At 59.5% G+C, this 14,885-nt stretch carries 16 protein-coding genes and 6 tRNA genes; 14 read left to right on the top strand and 8 right to left on the bottom strand.

The features are described from left to right. Positions 1-77: 77 nt before the first annotated feature. On the top strand, positions 78-1,091 hold the full coding sequence (locus MHM84_RS14215; protein ID WP_239267014.1) for a quinone-dependent dihydroorotate dehydrogenase: 1,014 nt from the start codon (positions 78-80) through the stop codon (positions 1,089-1,091). A gap of 122 nt (positions 1,092-1,213) precedes the next feature. Here the strand turns inward: MHM84_RS14215 and rmf are convergent, their stop codons facing one another. Continuing rightward, entirely contained in the window at positions 1,214-1,420 is a 207-nt protein-coding gene (gene rmf, locus MHM84_RS14210) for a ribosome modulation factor (protein ID WP_019016705.1), read from the bottom strand. A 275-nt stretch (positions 1,421-1,695) separates the two neighbouring features. Here rmf and rlmKL point away from each other — a divergent pair, with 275 nt between their 5' ends. Both rlmKL and MHM84_RS14200 read left to right on the top strand, forming a co-directional pair. Further along, entirely contained in the window at positions 1,696-3,873 is a 2,178-nt protein-coding gene (gene rlmKL / locus MHM84_RS14205; RefSeq protein WP_239267013.1) for a bifunctional 23S rRNA (guanine(2069)-N(7))-methyltransferase RlmK/23S rRNA (guanine(2445)-N(2))-methyltransferase RlmL, read from the top strand. Then, positions 3,870-4,199: a glutaredoxin family protein gene (locus tag MHM84_RS14200; RefSeq protein WP_239267012.1), complete on the top strand. Its 330-nt coding sequence runs from the start codon at positions 3,870-3,872 to the stop codon at positions 4,197-4,199. Before rlmKL ends, MHM84_RS14200 begins: the two co-directional genes overlap by 4 nt. A gap of 2 nt (positions 4,200-4,201) precedes the next feature. Here the strand turns inward: MHM84_RS14200 and MHM84_RS14195 are convergent, their stop codons facing one another. Then, the gene (locus tag MHM84_RS14195; protein ID WP_239267011.1) at positions 4,202-4,480 is read right to left on the bottom strand and encodes a hypothetical protein; all 279 of its coding nucleotides are present in this window, start codon (positions 4,478-4,480) and stop codon (positions 4,202-4,204) included. Between the two features lie 105 nt (positions 4,481-4,585). On the opposite strand from MHM84_RS14195, the gene pdxB reads away from it, so the two are divergent. Next, positions 4,586-5,737, top strand: coding sequence for a 4-phosphoerythronate dehydrogenase PdxB (gene pdxB / locus MHM84_RS14190; RefSeq protein ID WP_239267010.1), 1,152 nt, complete (start codon positions 4,586-4,588; stop codon positions 5,735-5,737). An 81-nt stretch (positions 5,738-5,818) separates the two neighbouring features. Here pdxB and MHM84_RS14185 read toward each other — a convergent pair whose 3' ends face one another. The 6 genes from MHM84_RS14185 to msrB form a co-directional block, all read right to left on the bottom strand. Continuing rightward, complete coding sequence (locus tag MHM84_RS14185; RefSeq protein ID WP_239267009.1) at positions 5,819-6,241, bottom strand: DUF2267 domain-containing protein; 423 nt, start codon at positions 6,239-6,241, stop codon at positions 5,819-5,821. 289 nt (positions 6,242-6,530) lie between these two features. After that, positions 6,531-6,692, bottom strand: coding sequence for a hypothetical protein (locus tag MHM84_RS14180; RefSeq protein ID WP_239267008.1), 162 nt, complete (start codon positions 6,690-6,692; stop codon positions 6,531-6,533). A 275-nt stretch (positions 6,693-6,967) separates the two neighbouring features. Beyond that, positions 6,968-7,867: a protease HtpX gene (htpX, locus tag MHM84_RS14175; protein WP_239267007.1), complete on the bottom strand. Its 900-nt coding sequence runs from the start codon at positions 7,865-7,867 to the stop codon at positions 6,968-6,970. 116 nt (positions 7,868-7,983) lie between these two features. Beyond that, entirely contained in the window at positions 7,984-9,216 is a 1,233-nt protein-coding gene (locus MHM84_RS14170; protein ID WP_239267006.1) for a pyridoxal phosphate-dependent aminotransferase, read from the bottom strand. Between the two features lie 121 nt (positions 9,217-9,337). Beyond that, positions 9,338-10,288 (bottom strand): ribosome biogenesis GTPase YlqF, encoded by a 951-nt coding sequence (gene ylqF / locus MHM84_RS14165; RefSeq protein WP_239267005.1) that lies wholly within the window; start codon positions 10,286-10,288, stop codon positions 9,338-9,340. Between the two features lie 74 nt (positions 10,289-10,362). Next, entirely contained in the window at positions 10,363-10,764 is a 402-nt protein-coding gene (msrB, locus tag MHM84_RS14160; RefSeq protein WP_239267004.1) for a peptide-methionine (R)-S-oxide reductase MsrB, read from the bottom strand. 186 nt (positions 10,765-10,950) lie between these two features. Here msrB and MHM84_RS14155 point away from each other — a divergent pair. The 10 genes from MHM84_RS14155 to MHM84_RS14110 all read left to right on the top strand — a co-directional run bounded on the left by MHM84_RS14155 (position 10,951) and on the right by MHM84_RS14110 (position 14,883). Next, positions 10,951-11,026 (top strand) — tRNA-Glu (locus tag MHM84_RS14155). Positions 11,027-11,059: 33 nt separating this feature from the next. Beyond that, positions 11,060-11,134, top strand: a tRNA-Gly gene (locus MHM84_RS14150). Positions 11,135-11,137: 3 nt separating this feature from the next. After that, positions 11,138-11,213: transfer RNA gene (locus MHM84_RS14145), tRNA-Glu, on the top strand. Positions 11,214-11,243: 30 nt separating this feature from the next. After that, positions 11,244-11,318 (top strand) — tRNA-Gly (locus tag MHM84_RS14140). A gap of 17 nt (positions 11,319-11,335) precedes the next feature. Further along, positions 11,336-11,411, top strand: a tRNA-Glu gene (locus tag MHM84_RS14135). Positions 11,412-11,434: 23 nt separating this feature from the next. Next, a tRNA-Gly gene (locus MHM84_RS14130) sits at positions 11,435-11,509 on the top strand. Between the two features lie 194 nt (positions 11,510-11,703). After that, positions 11,704-12,666, top strand: coding sequence for an ABC transporter ATP-binding protein (locus MHM84_RS14125; RefSeq protein WP_239267003.1), 963 nt, complete (start codon positions 11,704-11,706; stop codon positions 12,664-12,666). Continuing rightward, positions 12,663-13,436 carry an ABC transporter permease gene (locus MHM84_RS14120; protein WP_239267002.1) on the top strand — a complete coding sequence of 258 codons (774 nt, stop codon included), beginning with the start codon at positions 12,663-12,665 and terminating at the stop codon, positions 13,434-13,436. The genes MHM84_RS14125 and MHM84_RS14120 overlap by 4 nt, the downstream gene beginning before the upstream one ends. Before the next feature lie 4 nt (positions 13,437-13,440). Then, positions 13,441-14,274, top strand: a complete 834-nt coding sequence (queF, locus tag MHM84_RS14115) for an NADPH-dependent 7-cyano-7-deazaguanine reductase QueF (protein WP_239267001.1) — start codon at positions 13,441-13,443, stop codon at positions 14,272-14,274. A gap of 48 nt (positions 14,275-14,322) precedes the next feature. Then, on the top strand, positions 14,323-14,883 hold the full coding sequence (locus MHM84_RS14110; RefSeq protein ID WP_239267000.1) for a nitroreductase family protein: 561 nt from the start codon (positions 14,323-14,325) through the stop codon (positions 14,881-14,883). Positions 14,884-14,885: the final 2 nt, after the last annotated feature.

Here is a 14,885-nt window from a genome sequence, read left to right as displayed (position 1 = left end):
CTGCAAGTGGAGGGCATTAAGCCTGATGGGGCGCTTGCGGTATACTCTCGGCGTTTTTCATCGAAGATGAGTCGCCCATGTATTCTCTCGTTCGTTCCGTGCTGTTCCGGCTGGATGCCGAAGCTGCCCATGGCGTTTCCCTTTCCACCCTGGATATGCTTCATCGCCTGCATCTGTCCCGTATGCTGGGAGCACAGGAACGTGTCGACGATCCTGTCGAGATCATGGGGTTGAACTTTCCCAATCGTGTCGGTCTGGCAGCGGGGCTGGACAAAAATGCCGATCATCTCGACGCACTGGGGGCACTGGGGTTCGGCTTCGTCGAAGTGGGGACGGTCACGCCCAAGCCCCAGGCGGGCAATCCCAAGCCACGCCTGTTCCGGCTACCCGAGCAGGGCGCCATCATCAACCGCATGGGCTTCAACAATGCCGGTGTAGACCACCTGATACGCAACGTGCAGCGTAGCCGCTACGATGGCGTCATCGGCATCAACATCGGCAAGAACCTGACCACGCCGGTCGAACGGGCCGTCGACGACTATCTGACCTGCCTGCAGCGGGTACATGGCCATGCGCACTATGTGGCGGTGAACATCTCCTCACCCAATACGCCAGGGTTGAGAAACCTGCAGTTCGGTGAGCATCTGGACAACTTGCTCGGTGCGCTGCGTGAGCAATGCTCCCGACTCGATCGGGAAAGTGGGCGACGCGTGCCGTTGGCGGTCAAGATCGCTCCTGACATGGACGATAACGAGACCGCTCTCGTTGCCAAGGCATTGGGCGCCAATGATATCGATGCCGTGATCGCCACCAATACTACGGTGTCCCGAGAGGCCGTGAGCGGATTGCCGCATGCCGAGGAGCAGGGAGGGCTCTCGGGCAGTCCGGTGTTCGAACCGTCCAACAGGGTGGTTCGCGCCTTGCGCCGTTATCTGCCTTCGATACCGATTATCGGGGTCGGCGGAATCGACAGTGACGAGGCGGCGCGTGGAAAGCGCGACGCCGGTGCGGATCTAGTGCAACTCTATTCGGGGTTCATCTATCGTGGGCCGGCGCTGGTTGCCGAATGCGCCGAGGCGCTCAGGACATGAGCGGAGTGAAAACGCAGAAAGGCCCGCAACGCAGCGGGCCTTGGAAGGTGTCATCCTTCACCGAAGCACATGCCGGTGGCGGGGATACCGACAACCGGTGAAACGGTGAGCATATGGATGGGTCACATCACCATGGGGTTCTTGTGCAGTCCGGAGACGCCGGTCATGCCGGCCCAATGATCCCCTCGACCTTCACGCCAACCGCTCATCCAGTATTCACGCAGGTTCACGTCCTGACTGGGACAATCGTCACGGGAACGACCAGTGATACCGGCCTTGTAGCCATGAACATAAGCACGCTGGAAGCGATCACGTTTCTGTCGTTTCATCGGATGGCCTCTTTGAAGAACCGATTTTTAGTGTCGAGACGTTGTGAAGGCGAAAGACGTCTTGCAATACGCTTGGCGCCATTGCAGAAGATTTGCCGTCACAACCCACAGGGCCCATGGACAAAACGCATGCGTGTTATCAGTAGCTACTGATTTAATTACTAGTTCAGAATGACCAGGCTTGTCGAGTCGCGTTTTGTCAACAAAATGTTACCTAACGGTTACCTGATTGAAATCAAAGGATCATGCCAGCATGATCCCGGAGTCTTTTACATATGAGCGAATCCCAGTCCGTCTCGGCGGCTACACTCTTCGTCACCTGCCCCAAGGGAGTGGAAGCTCTCCTTGCCGAAGAAATTGCCGCACTGGGCGGTGAGGTCGGCAAGACGACCGTCGCCGGGGTATATGTCCACACCTCGCTCGCTATGGCCTACCGCGTTTGTCTGTGGTCACGCCTGGCCAACCGCGTCATTCTCAGTCTCGTGCAGGAAGAGGGCATTGAAACCCCCGAAGCGCTGCATGCAGCCACCAGAAAAATCGACTGGGCTGGTCATGTAGTGTCCGGGGGTAGCTTGGCAGTGGATTTTCATGGCCAATCGGACCGGATCCGCCATACCCGCTTCGGGGCGCAGACCGTCAAGGACGGCATCGTCGATGCCCTACAGGCGGTGGGACGCGAGCGTCCCAATGTCGATCTGCGACAACCCGACTTGCGCATCTATGCCCATCTGCATCGCAGCCGGTTGACCCTGGGCATCGATTTGTCGGGCAGCAGCTTGCATCAGCGCGGTTACCGCAAGGAGCAGGGCCATGCGCCGCTCAAGGAGAACCTGGCGGCCGCCTTGCTATTGCGTGCCGGCTGGCTGGAGCGCGCTCGCCGGGGCGAGCCGTTGATCGATCCCTTGTGCGGCTCGGGTACGCTGGTCATCGAGGCGGCGCTGATGGCGGCAGACATGGCTCCCGGTCTGCATAGGGAACGCTATGGATTCCATGGCTGGGCGGGGCATGACAATGCTATGTGGCGAGAGCTCAAGCGTGAGGCAGAAGCCAGGGCCAGCCTGGGTCGACGCCGCATCAAGTCGCGTCTGTATGGGTTCGATATCAGTCCCCAGGCGCTGTCCGCCGCCAAGGCCAATGCCATGCGCGCCGGCATTCCGGCACTGATCGACTTCCAGGGGGGCGCAGTGGCCGAGCTGAAGCAGCCCGCTGGCATCGAGCGGCCAGGGTTGATCATGACCAATCCTCCCTATGGGGAACGCATCGGCGAACTCCCCGAGCTGGTCCCGCTATATGCGGCCCTGGGCGAACGCGCGCGTAGCGAGTTTCCCGGCTGGTCACTGGCGCTTTTTACGGCCAACCCCGACCTGGGGCATCGCACCGGGCTGCGGGCTGAAAAGCAGTATGCCTTCAAGAACGGGCCGCTGGACTGCAAGTTGCTGCTGATTCCCGTGCCCGAAGCATCGGCTCATTCGGAGGAAAGCCAGCAGGAGACGGGTAGCCGGCGTTCCGAAGGCGCACGGATGTTCACCAATCGCCTGGAAAAGAACCGTAAGCGGCTGCGCAAATGGCTCAAGCAGAGCGGCGAGAGTTGTTATCGCGTGTACGATGCGGACATGCCGGAGTATGCGTTGGCCGTGGATGTCTATGGCGAGCGCGTGCATGTACAGGAGTATGCCCCGCCCCGATCGGTCAATCCTGCCCAGGCCCAGCGCCGGTTGATGGATGCGCTCGAAGTGCTTCCCGAGGTGCTTGGGGTGCGTCCGGAACTTGTCTATTTCAAGCAGCGCGAACGCCAGGCAGGGAAGGCCCAGTACCAGAAGCGCGACAGCAGCGGCGAGCGCTTCCAGGTGCGTGAGGGTAAGGCGCTGCTATGGGTCAACTTGCAGGATTACCTCGATACCGGCCTGTTTCTCGACCATCGCCCGGTGAGGCGGCTATTGGGGCAGATGGCCGAGGGAAAGCGTTTCCTCAATCTGTTCTGCTATACCGGCACGGCAACGGTACAGGCAGCGCTGGGGGGAGCCACTGACAGCGTCAGCGTCGATCTGTCCAATACCTACCTGGAATGGGCACGCGACAATCTGGCGCTCAATCGACTCGACCCCAGCCGCCACCGGGTGGTTCGAGACGACTGTCTCCGTTGGCTGGAAACGGCAGGCAGCGAGTTCGACCTGATCTTCCTCGACCCGCCGACGTTCTCCAATTCCAAGCGCATGGAAGGTACGCTGGATATTCAGCGTGACCACGCGAGGCTGGTAAATCTGGCCATGGCGCGCCTGGCGCCAGGCGGTACGCTGGTATTCTCCAATAATCAGCGTCGTTTCCAACTCGATGAGGCACTCGTTCAGCGCTACGCAGTGGAGGACATCACTTCCCGCACCTTCGACCCGGATTTTCAGCGTCGTCTGAACCTGCACCACTGCTTTCTCATCCGTCATCGGGAGTCGACGTGACGCAGTTGAGACTTTACACCACGCTAGGCTGCCACCTGTGCGAGCGGCTGGAGGCCGAGCTGATGCGTCTGGGGCGTGCCGGCATTCAGCTGGAGCGTGTCGAGATCGCCGAGGACGAGGCGCTGCTGGCCCGTTATGGAACGCGTATCCCGGTACTCGGCGACGAGAGGGGCAATGAACTCGATAAAGGCTTCGAGAGCGAAAGACTGGCAGCCTGGCTCGATACGAGAGGGCTGCTCGCTGAAGCGCGGGAGGAAGCGGGAACCCGTCCGGGATCGGACCGGCCCGGCATGCGGCTGGTCAAGGGGCGGCGCTTCCTGAATTGATGTCAAAGCCCCAGCAGCGACAGCTGGCGAACGGCATCGCGTCCCTCGGGGCTATCCTCGTTGGCCTCCAGCACCTTGCGAAACCCTCGCGACGACTGGATGTGGTCCACGTCGTCGAGCCACATCATGGCCTGATCGTGGCTATCGGCCAACTGGTGTTTGAGTCCACCGAACTGCGTGCCTATTTGGCCCCAGGCGCGACTGAAGATCCAGTCGCCGAACATGTCCTGATGGACATGCACGAGGACATAGTCATGTTCACTTTCCCAGCGGACGATCACGGTGGCTCCTGACATGGCACGGCTTGCCGCTCCCGATGGTGCGGCCTAAGATGACCAGCGTCATTGTAACCATCCGCCGGCCACGAACAAGGAGCGAAACATGCCATGCGCATTCTAGTGGACCAGAACGTTCCGTTGGCCGAAGAGTTTTTCGCCGATCTGGGCGAGATTACCCGCTTGCCCGGGCGGGAGATGAGCCGCGAGGCCGTGCGTGACAAGGACGTGCTCATCGTACGTTCGATCACGCCGGTCAATGCAGACTTGTTGGAAGGCTCCCGCGTCAAGTTCGTGGGAACCTGTACCATCGGCACCGACCATGTCGATCTCGACTATCTTCGCGACAAGCGCATCGCCTTCGCCAGTGCCCCGGGCAGCAATGCCGACTCGGTCGTCGACTACGTGCTTTCCAGCCTGCTGGTGCTGGCCGAGGAAGAGGACTTCGCCTTGGCCAAGCGCACCGTGGGCATCGTCGGGGCCGGCAATGTGGGCAACCGCCTATGGCAACGCCTGCAGGAACTCGATGCCCGCTGCTTGATTTGTGATCCACCCCGTGCCGAGGCGGAGGGGCGCGACGATTTCGTCGATCTCGATACGTTGATCGAGCAGGCGGACATCCTTTGTCTGCATACGCCTCTGGTGCAGAGTGGCGAGCACTCCACTTACCATCTCATGGATGCGGCACGTATCGAGGCGCTCAGGCCCGGCACCGTACTGATCAATGCCGGTCGAGGCGCTTGTCTGGACAATGCTGCGCTACATCATCGTCTGGAAAACCGTGGCGACCTGCGTACGGTGCTTGACGTATGGGAACACGAGCCGGGCATCGATGAAGCGCTGTATTCTCTGGTCGATATCGCTACGCCACATATCGCCGGTCATAGTCTGGATGGCAAGATGCGTGGCACGGAGCTGATCTACCAGGCGTTGATGGAGCATTTTGGCTTGCCCGCCAGATGCAAGCTGGGGCAGATCAAGCCTGAGCCGTGGCTGCACAAGATCGTGCTGACGGCTTGGGCGCCACCACTGGATGCGCTGGCGCTTTGCGTGCGGGCCTGTTACGACGTACGTCGAGACATGGTGGGCTTCGAACGCTATCGTCGTCGTTTGGGCATGGAGGCTGCCTTCGATCGCTATCGGGCCGAATATCCGGTGCGCCGTGAATTCTCCACCTTGCGGGTTGACCTGAAGAAGAACAGCGCCGGTCTTCGGGATGCTATAGAAGGATTTGGCTTCAAGCTGAAACTGGCAGGCAAATAGACGAAAAGCGACGTGGCTGTCTTGCATGATACAGCCACGTCGCATGATCCGTTCAATCACTTCACGATTGCCGTGCGAGCCTTACCACAAGGCTTGAATCTCCTTGGGCAGGGCTTCCTTGATCTTTTCGACCTGACCGGGATCGATATGCTTCGCGACCGTAGCAAAAACGACCCGTGTCGTGTCCGCGGTATCGGTTTCCTGATTGGTCTTGGCGAGCTCGTCATCGATCTGCTGCAGGAATTCTTCCCGGGTACGCACCTTGTCCGGCTGATCGGACGGTTGCCAGCGTTCGTAGTAGCTTCCTCTAATCAATAAAGGAAGCTGCGTTCCCAGGTGGACCGCCAACGGTAAGGGCAGACGATCCCGTAAGCACCTCAGAACAGCACCCAATGCATGCCACGCCGTCTGGCGACTGACTAGATTGTCCTCCATGATATCGCCGAGCCAGATATTGGTCGTATGCAACGTTCTATCGAAGACCTGCAGTCCGGTGTCGCTCATGACAAAACTCCCTATTGCCTGAAGAATTCCGGATTTGTGCGCTCTTGAGAGCACGCACTGGCCACTATAGTCAGCTTGCCCGTGAGTGTTTGTATAAGCCTTTTTCTTTTTGCAAGCCGTGGCGCAGGCTGACAGCCAATACATTCAGCCAAGTGCTTGCGGAGGATCGCTGCATGCTTGGGGGAGGTAGAGAGAAAAACGCCCCTGCCTGAAACGGGCAGAGGCGAGACTAGATCTAGCGGAACTGTGCTCGGCTGGATACCGACGGCCCAAGCCTGCGAGCGTTGTCTTAGACCGTCGCGTAATACGGTGCCCGCTGGGCCTGGTAACCCTTGTAAGCCCCTTCGGACATCAGGATCAGGACGCGGTAGGCTTTCGTGCCGATGCGCTTGAGCAGGGAAGACTGCGCTGAAGTGCTAGTGCTTGTCGCTGAGACTGTCTGGGTAGTCATGTGTTTACCCCTATCGGCTGGAGAAGTGAAACTATTATGCGCGCCATTAGACTTTAGTTCAAGCAATACGACCATGGTATTACGCCGTTTGTCTAAACGGCCGGCCGGGGCTGGGGGCTGCAAGGCGGGACATAAGCGTTAGACGAGGTCCATAAAGAGGGCAGGGAGAAGAGAGCAAAGCGAACGCCTGGAACCAAACGAAAAGCCCCCACCCGGGAAGGGCGAGGGCTAATTCTACTGGGCATCTCAAGTCATCTATTGCCCGAGGCTACCGATTACTGACGATATGCCGACTCCTTGAGAGCGCGGATACGATCATCCAGCGGCGGGTGGCTGGCAAAGAGACGCTCCATGATCTTGCGGGTCTGGCCGGCAGTGATGCCAAAGGCTGTCAGGGTGTCCGGCATCTGGTTGGGCATTTGGGTTTCCGCCTTGAGGCGGGCCAGGGCATTGATCATTGCGCCCGAGCCAGCCAGCCTGGCGCCGGCGGCATCGGCACGGTACTCACGGAAGCGTGAAAACCAGGCGACGATGACCGAGGCAATCAAGCCGAAGACGATTTCGGCAACGATGACCACCGCAAAGTAGCCCATGAAACCCAGTCCACCGCTATCGTCGCGACGCAGGAAGCTGTCCAGGACCTGGGCAACGACACGCGCGAAGAACATCACGAAGGTGTTGAGTACGCCCTGAATCAACGCCAGGGTCACCATATCGCCATTGGCAACGTGACCGATCTCGTGGGCAAGCACGGCCCGAATCTCTTCGGGGCGCATACGATTGAGCAGGCCGGCAGAGACGGCGACCAGTGCATCGTTCTTGTTCCAGCCGGTGGCAAAGGCATTGGATTGTTGCGCAGGAAAGATACCCACTTGCGGCGTCTTGATGCCGGCGTCACGCGCCAGCTCGGCTACGGTATTGACCAACCACTGTTCGTTGGCATCGCGCGGCTGATCGATGATCTGCGTTTTCGTGCTCCACTTGGCCATGGTCTTGGACAGGAACAGCGATACCAGCGATCCCGCCATGCCGAAGACGAAGCAGAATATCAGCAGGCTGTTCATGTTCAGCCCGTTGGCCTGCAAGTACGGCTCGACGCCCAGCAGGCGCAGTGTGATGCTCGCCACCAGCACGACGGCCAGGTTGGTGGCAAGAAACAGGATGATGCGCATCATGGAGTTAACCCTCGATAGTCTGGAAACCAGGGGGAATTCAAATTCTTGTTGGCCACTTAGATGCGTTCCGTGCGGCCGAGTTTCAATCGCTTACCTAGTGATTCGGTAAAATTTCCTTACTGGCGATAGCGGGACAGAAAGCGCGCAAAACGATCCAGTGCATCTTCCAGCTGGTCGGCCCAGGGCAGGGTAACGATGCGTACATGATCCGGCTCGGGCCAGTTGAAGGCCGTGCCCTGCACCAGCAGGATCTTTTCCTGCAGCAGTAGATCGAGGACTAGCTTCTGGTCGTCCTGGATATTGAATACCGCCGGATCGAGCTTGGGAAAGGCATACAACGCCCCCTTGGGCTTGGTGCAGGAGACGCCAGGAATGGCATTGAGCTTTTCGTAGGTGATGTCGCGCTGGGCGCGCAGCCGACCTCCCGGCAATACCAGGTCATTGATCGACTGGTAACCGCCCAAGGCGGTCTGGATGGCGTGCTGGGCCGGCACATTGGCGCACAGACGCATCGAGGCCAGCATGTTGAGACCCTGGATGTAATCCCGAGCCTGTTGCTTGGCGACGTTACCTGACAGGATCATCCAGCCGGAGCGAAAACCGGCGCAGCGATAGCTCTTCGACAGCCCGTTGAAGGTAACCACCAACTGATCTTCTTCAGCCAGCGCGCCGGTGGACACATGCTCGACGTCATCGTAAAGGATCTTGTCGTAGATCTCGTCGGAGAACACCACTAGGTCGTGCTCGCGAGCGATGCGCAACAGTTCCTTGACTATGGCCGGTGGGTAGACGGCGCCGGTGGGGTTGTTGGGGTTGATCAGCACCATGGCCCGGGTGTGCGAAGTGATCTTGTCGCGAATATCGGCGAGATCCGGTGCCCAGTCCGCCTGTTCGTCGCACAGGTAGTGCACGGGACGCCCGCCCGACAGGTTGGCCGCCGCGGTCCACAGCGGATAGTCGGGTGCAGGTATCAGCACCTCGTCTCCATCGTTGAGCAGGGCTTGCATGGCCATCACGATCAGCTCGGACACGCCATTGCCAATATAGATGTCTTCGACGCCCACCGCGGGGATCTGCTTGCGCTGGCACTCCTGCATGATTGCCTTGCGTGCCGAATAAAGCCCCTTGGAATCGCAGTAGCCCTGTGCGGTGGGCAGGTTGCGCATCACATCCTGAAGAATTTCTTCCGGCGCTTCGAACCCGAAAGGGGCCGGGTTGCCGATATTGAGTTTCAAGATGCGCTGGCCTTCATCCTCGAGACGCTTGGCGTGGTCGAGCACCGGGCCGCGAATGTCATAGCAGACGTTGTCGAGCTTGTGCGATTTCCTGAGAGGGGTCGGGGTGTCCATTGGGGTTCCGTTAGCCGTACGGTGAGGGACGGCAAATCAAAGAGTTCGTGCCAATACCGGCTGTGCGCGGCGAAACACAGCATATAACGCGGCAGAGGTAGTGCCAAAGGGCAAATACCGTTTAGGGGGGGGCGTTTTCCTGATCGCTGTCGTGGCTTTCCGGCGGAGGAATGTCGCTCGGTGTCTCGAGTGTCAGACGACCCAACTTGCCGTCACGCAGTTCATGCAGCAGGACTTCCGCACCGCGATGCATGTCGACCTCGCCGCCGGCACGCAAGCCGCCACGCTTGCTGGCGATTTCCTTGACGATAGCCTGGCCGTCGAAACCGGCCAGGGCCAGCAAATCGATCCGGCGTGGGCCGTCGGCCTCGACATCGTCGGCATGCGGAGCAGGCGTGTAGGGCGGCAGTTCCTTGAGCTTGAAGCGACTGGCCAACGCCTCGGGGTAACGCTTGGCCAGTTCGGCCGCGGCAACGATGGCGACCTCCAGATAGTCGATCGCGGTGTCGCGGATCGCTCCACTGGCAGCCAGGCGGTAAGCGCTGGCCTGGTTCTCGATCTTGGGCCACAGCACGCCTGGTGTGTCGATCAGCGCAATACGCCCCTCGATGCGAATCTTCTGCTGGCGCTTGGTCACCGCGGGTTCGTTGCCCGTCTTGGCGATTTTACGCCCGGCCAGTCCATTGATCAGCGTCGACTTGCCGACATTGGGAATGCCCATGACCATCACGCGAACGTCGCGATCGGCGCGCACCTGACCGGCCAGTTCGTGACATAGCTTGGGAATGCGTTTGAGTTCGCGAGCCTGGGTGGTGGTAACCGCGAGGGCGCGGGTGCCTTCCAAGGCGTCGAAGTGGGCCACCCACGCGTCGGTCTGCGCCGGGTCGGCGAGGTCGGCACGCGATAGGAGCTTGAGTACCGGCTTGTGCTCGGTCAGCTCGGCGAGCATGGGGTTGGCGCTGGAGTAGGGCAGGCGTGCATCGAGCACTTCCAACACTACATCGATCTCCGGCAACGCCTCCTTGATCTGGCGGCGTGCCTTGTTCATGTGTCCCGGATACCAGCCGAGCATGGCGTCACCTTGTACCGATAGCGATGAAAAGGGCGCCCATCTTAGCAGATCGGCGCCCCTGTCGCGGTCGGCGTCTACTCGCCGGGATGAAAGGTCAGCGACACCGAGTTGATGCAATAGCGCAGCCCGGTAGTCTGCTGGGGGCCGTCGGGAAACACATGGCCCAGATGGGCATCGCAGCGTGAGCAGACCACTTCCGTGCGGCGCATGCCGTGCGAGTCATCGAAGTGTTCTTCCACGGTTTCCTTGCCCAGGGGGCGATCGAAGCTGGGCCAGCCACAGCCCGAATCGAACTTGTGTTCATTCTCGAACAAGGCTGCACCACAGCACACGCAGTGATAGATACCCTGTTCGTCGCTGACCTGATGATCGCCGCTGAAAGGCGGCTCCGTCCCTTTCTCGCGTGCGACATGGTACTGCTCGGGGGTGAGTTGTTCGCGCCATTCGGCGTCGCTCTTCTCGAGTTTCTTGCGCATGGTGTTCTCCCGCTGCTTGGCTAGTGACGCTGGGTACTGATTGCCCATAGGTTACCCAGAGAGCGTGGGGGAAGTTTGGCTACATTGCCAAATCTTATGACGAGAGCGAAGCGGCACGCCCTTACGCTTGACACCCTCGGTAAGGCTAATTAATATACGCGCCACCTCGACGAGGCAAGGCACTGCGTCCCATTCGTCTAGTGGTCCAGGACACCGCCCTTTCACGGCGGTAACAGGGGTTCGAACCCCCTATGGGACGCCACTTGCTCATCGGGTATCGGATTGGTGGTATCAAGCGGGAATAGCTCAGTGGTAGAGCATCGCCTTGCCAAGGCGAGGGTCGCGAGTTCGAATCTCGTTTCCCGCTCCATGCGTCCCATTCGTCTAGTGGTCCAGGACACCGCCCTTTCACGGCGGTAACAGGGGTTCGAACCCCCTATGGGACGCCACTTCCGATTCATAAGCAGTACGCAAGCAGTGCGGGAATAGCTCAGTGGTAGAGCATCGCCTTGCCAAGGCGAGGGTCGCGAGTTCGAATCTCGTTTCCCGCTCCAGACGTTCGCGTCCATGCGTCCCATTCGTCTAGTGGTCCAGGACACCGCCCTTTCACGGCGGTAACAGGGGTTCGAACCCCCTATGGGACGCCACTTGCTTGCTCTCATCTCGATAGGCGGGAATAGCTCAGTGGTAGAGCATCGCCTTGCCAAGGCGAGGGTCGCGAGTTCGAATCTCGTTTCCCGCTCCAGCGCGATTTCACTTCTCTCGTTCTCTTCCGATACTGCACGGGTGGCAGGTGTCCTGCTGCGTGATGCGTTCCCGTCGGCGGCATCCTCCGGTCGATAGCATGGGAAAATAATTAGCCAGGCATTGATTTTTCCCGCGTCGGCCGCATGTTACTTGTTCTTTTTCCCAGCGACCGACTGATGACAGGTGTGTTCGATGGCGGAACCGGCTTTGTCCATCCGTGGACTGACCAAGGTCTACGGCAATGGCTTTCATGCCCTGAAGGGCATCGATCTGGACGTCCCCGAGGGGGACTTCTTTGCGCTGCTCGGTCCCAATGGGGCGGGCAAATCGACCACCTTGGGCATTGTCTGCTCGCTGGTTCAAAAAACCGCCGGTCAGGTAAAGATCTACGGAATCGATATCGACCGCGACTTCGCCAAGGCCAAGTACCACTTGGGTGTAGTGCCTCAGGAATTCAACTTTTCCCAGTTCGAGAAGGTCGAGGACATCATCCTTGCTCAGGCTGGTTACTATGGCTTGTCGCTGCGCCAGGCCAAGCCTCGCTGCGATCAGTTGCTCAAGGACCTGGGCTTGTGGGACAAGCGTCACGGCCCGGCGAGAATGCTGTCTGGGGGGATGAAACGCCGGCTAATGATCGCTCGTGCGCTCATTCACCGACCGCGTCTGCTGATTCTTGACGAGCCGACTGCCGGAGTGGACATCGAACTGCGGCGCAGCATGTGGGATTACATGCGGCGTATCAATCGCGAAGAAGGCACCACCATCATCCTGACCACGCACTATCTCGAGGAAGCGGAGAGCCTGTGCCGCAATATCGCCATCATCAATCATGGCGAGATCGTCAGGAATACCTCGGTGCGCGATCTACTCACCGAACTCGATACCGAAACCTTCCTGTTCGACCTGTCGCGACCTGTCGTCGAGGCGCCTCGGCTCGAGGGCTTCGAGGTCGAGAAGGTCGACAGTGCGCAGCTCGCCCTTTCGGTCAGGAAAGGGCAGCGTCTCAATGATGTCTTCTCCCAGCTTTCAGCCATGGGCATCGAGGTGGTGTCGATGCGCAACCGGGCCAACCGGCTCGAGGAGCTGTTCGTGTCCATGGTCGAGGGTAACAACGCCAAGGTGAAGCGGGCGGCCCAGGAGGAAGCGAATTCATGAATCCCCAGCAGATCCTGATCTCGCTATGGACCCTGGTGGTCAAGGAAGTACGCCGCTTCACGCGCATCTGGCCGCAGACGTTGTTGCCGCCATCGATCACCATGACCATGTATTTCATCATTTTCGGCAACCTGATCGGCTCGCGCATCGGTGAGATGGATGGCATCAGTTACATGGCCTACATCGTGCCGGGGTTGATCATGATGGCTGTGATCACCAACAGCTATTCCAATGTCGCCTCGTCGTTCTTTTCCAACAAGTTTCAGCGCTCGGTAGAAGAAATGATGGTCTCGCCGATGCCCAACTGGGTGATCCTGGCGGGATTTGTGCTGGGCGGCATGGCGCGTGGCCTAGGAGTGGGGCTGATCGTAACTCTGGTGTCGTTCTTCTTCACTGACCTGAACATTCATCATCCACTGGTGACTCTCGGGGTGGTGACCATGACGGCAACGCTGTTCTCGATCGGTGGCTTCATCAATGCCTTGCTGGCGCACAAGTTCGATGATATTTCCATCGTGCCGATCTTCGTGCTTACACCGCTGACCTACTTGGGAGGGGTGTTCTACTCGATCAGCATGTTGCCGCAGTTCTGGCAGAGTGTGTCGTTGGCCAATCCGATCCTGTATATGGTCAATGCCTTCCGTTACGGTATTCTGGGCGTATCCGACATACCGGTGGGGGGCGCGCTCGTTGCCATTGCGATTTTCATCGTTGCATCTTTCGTTCTGGCCCTGTGGATGCTGGAGCGGGGCAAGGGCATCAGGAGCTGACACCATGACACATCGCCCCGACACTCTCAGGGATGCGCCGCTGGGTCGCGACTCGGCATATCCCGAACAGTACGATCCGACGCTGCTGTTTCCCATAGCACGGGCCGCCAACCGCGCACCGTTGGGCATCGACGATGCTAGCCTGCCGTTCATCGGCGAGGACGAGTGGCACGCCTTCGAGATGTCCTGGCTCGACGAGCGTGGCAAGCCGATAGTCGCTGTCGCCAGGTTCCGCCTGCCGGCGACATCGCCCAATCTGATCGAGTCCAAATCCTGGAAGCTCTATCTCAACAGCTTCAACCAGAGCTGTTTCACGGGCTGGGACGAGGTCCAGCAGACCCTCTCGAGGGACCTGGCCGCCGCCGCCGGTGACAAGATCGATGTGGCGCTGCTCGACCTCGACGATGAAGCGCTGATGCCCCGCCAGTTTCCCGGGCACTGCATCGATGGACTCGATGTCGATATCAGCGATTATTCGCCGAATCCCGAGTTGCTGACTGCCAGCGACGAGATCGTCGAAGAAAGCCTGTACTCGCATTTGCTCAAGTCCAACTGTCCGGTGACCGGGCAGCCGGATTGGGGCAGTGTGCTGATCCGTTACCGGGGGCCGAAGATCGATCGTGCAGGGCTGCTGCGCTATGTGGTGTCCTATCGTCAGCATCAGGACTTTCACGAACACTGCGTCGAGCATATCTTCACCGACCTGATGGCGAGGGTGGATCCCGAGCGCCTGTTGGTCATGGCCCGCTACGTACGGCGGGGCGGTCTCGATATCAGTCCGTGGCGTGGCACGCCCGGCGAGCGTCCGCCCGCGCCACTGCGGCTGGCACGTCAGTGAGGAATCCGATAAGGTATTGAGACATATTCTCGTTTGAAAGGAACCGCCATGGATGCAATGACGCTGCTGCACGAAAGAAACTCAATGGGCAAACTGGCCGGGCCGCCCCCCAGCCGTGATCAACTTGATGCCATGTATCGTGCCGCACTCAGAGCACCCGACCACAAGGAGCTGACGCCGTGGCGTTTCATCGAGTTCAGCGGGGAAGGTATCGATCGTCTAGGCGAGTTGTTTGCCGAGGGAGAGCGTCAGGCCAAGCCGGGTATCGATGAAGCGCAGTTGGACTCGATTCGCAAGAAGCCCAAGCGGGCACCCATGATCATCGCCGTTATCGCCAAGGTAACGCCTGACCTGCCCAAGGTACCGCCGATCGAACAGGTAATATCGGCAGGCTGTGCCGCACACGGCATTCTGCTTGCCGCCCATGCCATGGGGCTAGGTGCCATGTGGCGTTCCGGCACCTTCGCTTTCGACGAAACCGTGAAAAAGGGGCTCGGCTTGGGCGAACATGACCAGATCGTCGGCTTTATCTATCTGGGCCAGCCTGGTGGGCGTCTCAAGCCGTTACCTGAGCGCGATCCCAGCGATTTCGTCGAGCATTGGGACTAAGC

The sequence above is a fragment of the Halomonas sp. McH1-25 genome (genome assembly GCF_022348165.1).
Taxonomy (GTDB): domain Bacteria; phylum Pseudomonadota; class Gammaproteobacteria; order Pseudomonadales; family Halomonadaceae; genus Modicisalibacter.
This window is presented reverse-complemented; position numbering and strand designations above follow the sequence as displayed.

Bases quoted from the DNA above. Each gene is read 5' to 3' on its own strand.
- MHM84_RS14215 (WP_239267014.1), top strand. From the start codon at position 78: ATGTATTCTCTCGTTCGTTCCGTGCTGTTCCGGCTGGATGCCGAAGCT.
- rmf (WP_019016705.1), bottom strand. From the start codon at position 1,420: ATGAAACGACAGAAACGTGATCGCTTCCAGCGTGCTTATGTTCATGGC.
- rlmKL (WP_239267013.1), top strand. From the start codon at position 1,696: ATGAGCGAATCCCAGTCCGTCTCGGCGGCTACACTCTTCGTCACCTGC.
- pdxB (WP_239267010.1), top strand. From the start codon at position 4,586: ATGCGCATTCTAGTGGACCAGAACGTTCCGTTGGCCGAAGAGTTTTTC.
- MHM84_RS14185 (WP_239267009.1), bottom strand. From the start codon at position 6,241: ATGAGCGACACCGGACTGCAGGTCTTCGATAGAACGTTGCATACGACC.
- MHM84_RS14180 (WP_239267008.1), bottom strand. From the start codon at position 6,692: ATGACTACCCAGACAGTCTCAGCGACAAGCACTAGCACTTCAGCGCAG.
- htpX (WP_239267007.1), bottom strand. From the start codon at position 7,867: ATGATGCGCATCATCCTGTTTCTTGCCACCAACCTGGCCGTCGTGCTG.
- MHM84_RS14170 (WP_239267006.1), bottom strand. From the start codon at position 9,216: ATGGACACCCCGACCCCTCTCAGGAAATCGCACAAGCTCGACAACGTC.
- ylqF (WP_239267005.1), bottom strand. From the start codon at position 10,288: ATGCTCGGCTGGTATCCGGGACACATGAACAAGGCACGCCGCCAGATC.
- msrB (WP_239267004.1), bottom strand. From the start codon at position 10,764: ATGCGCAAGAAACTCGAGAAGAGCGACGCCGAATGGCGCGAACAACTC.
- MHM84_RS14125 (WP_239267003.1), top strand. From the start codon at position 11,704: ATGGCGGAACCGGCTTTGTCCATCCGTGGACTGACCAAGGTCTACGGC.
- MHM84_RS14120 (WP_239267002.1), top strand. From the start codon at position 12,663: ATGAATCCCCAGCAGATCCTGATCTCGCTATGGACCCTGGTGGTCAAG.
- queF (WP_239267001.1), top strand. From the start codon at position 13,441: ATGACACATCGCCCCGACACTCTCAGGGATGCGCCGCTGGGTCGCGAC.
- MHM84_RS14110 (WP_239267000.1), top strand. From the start codon at position 14,323: ATGGATGCAATGACGCTGCTGCACGAAAGAAACTCAATGGGCAAACTG.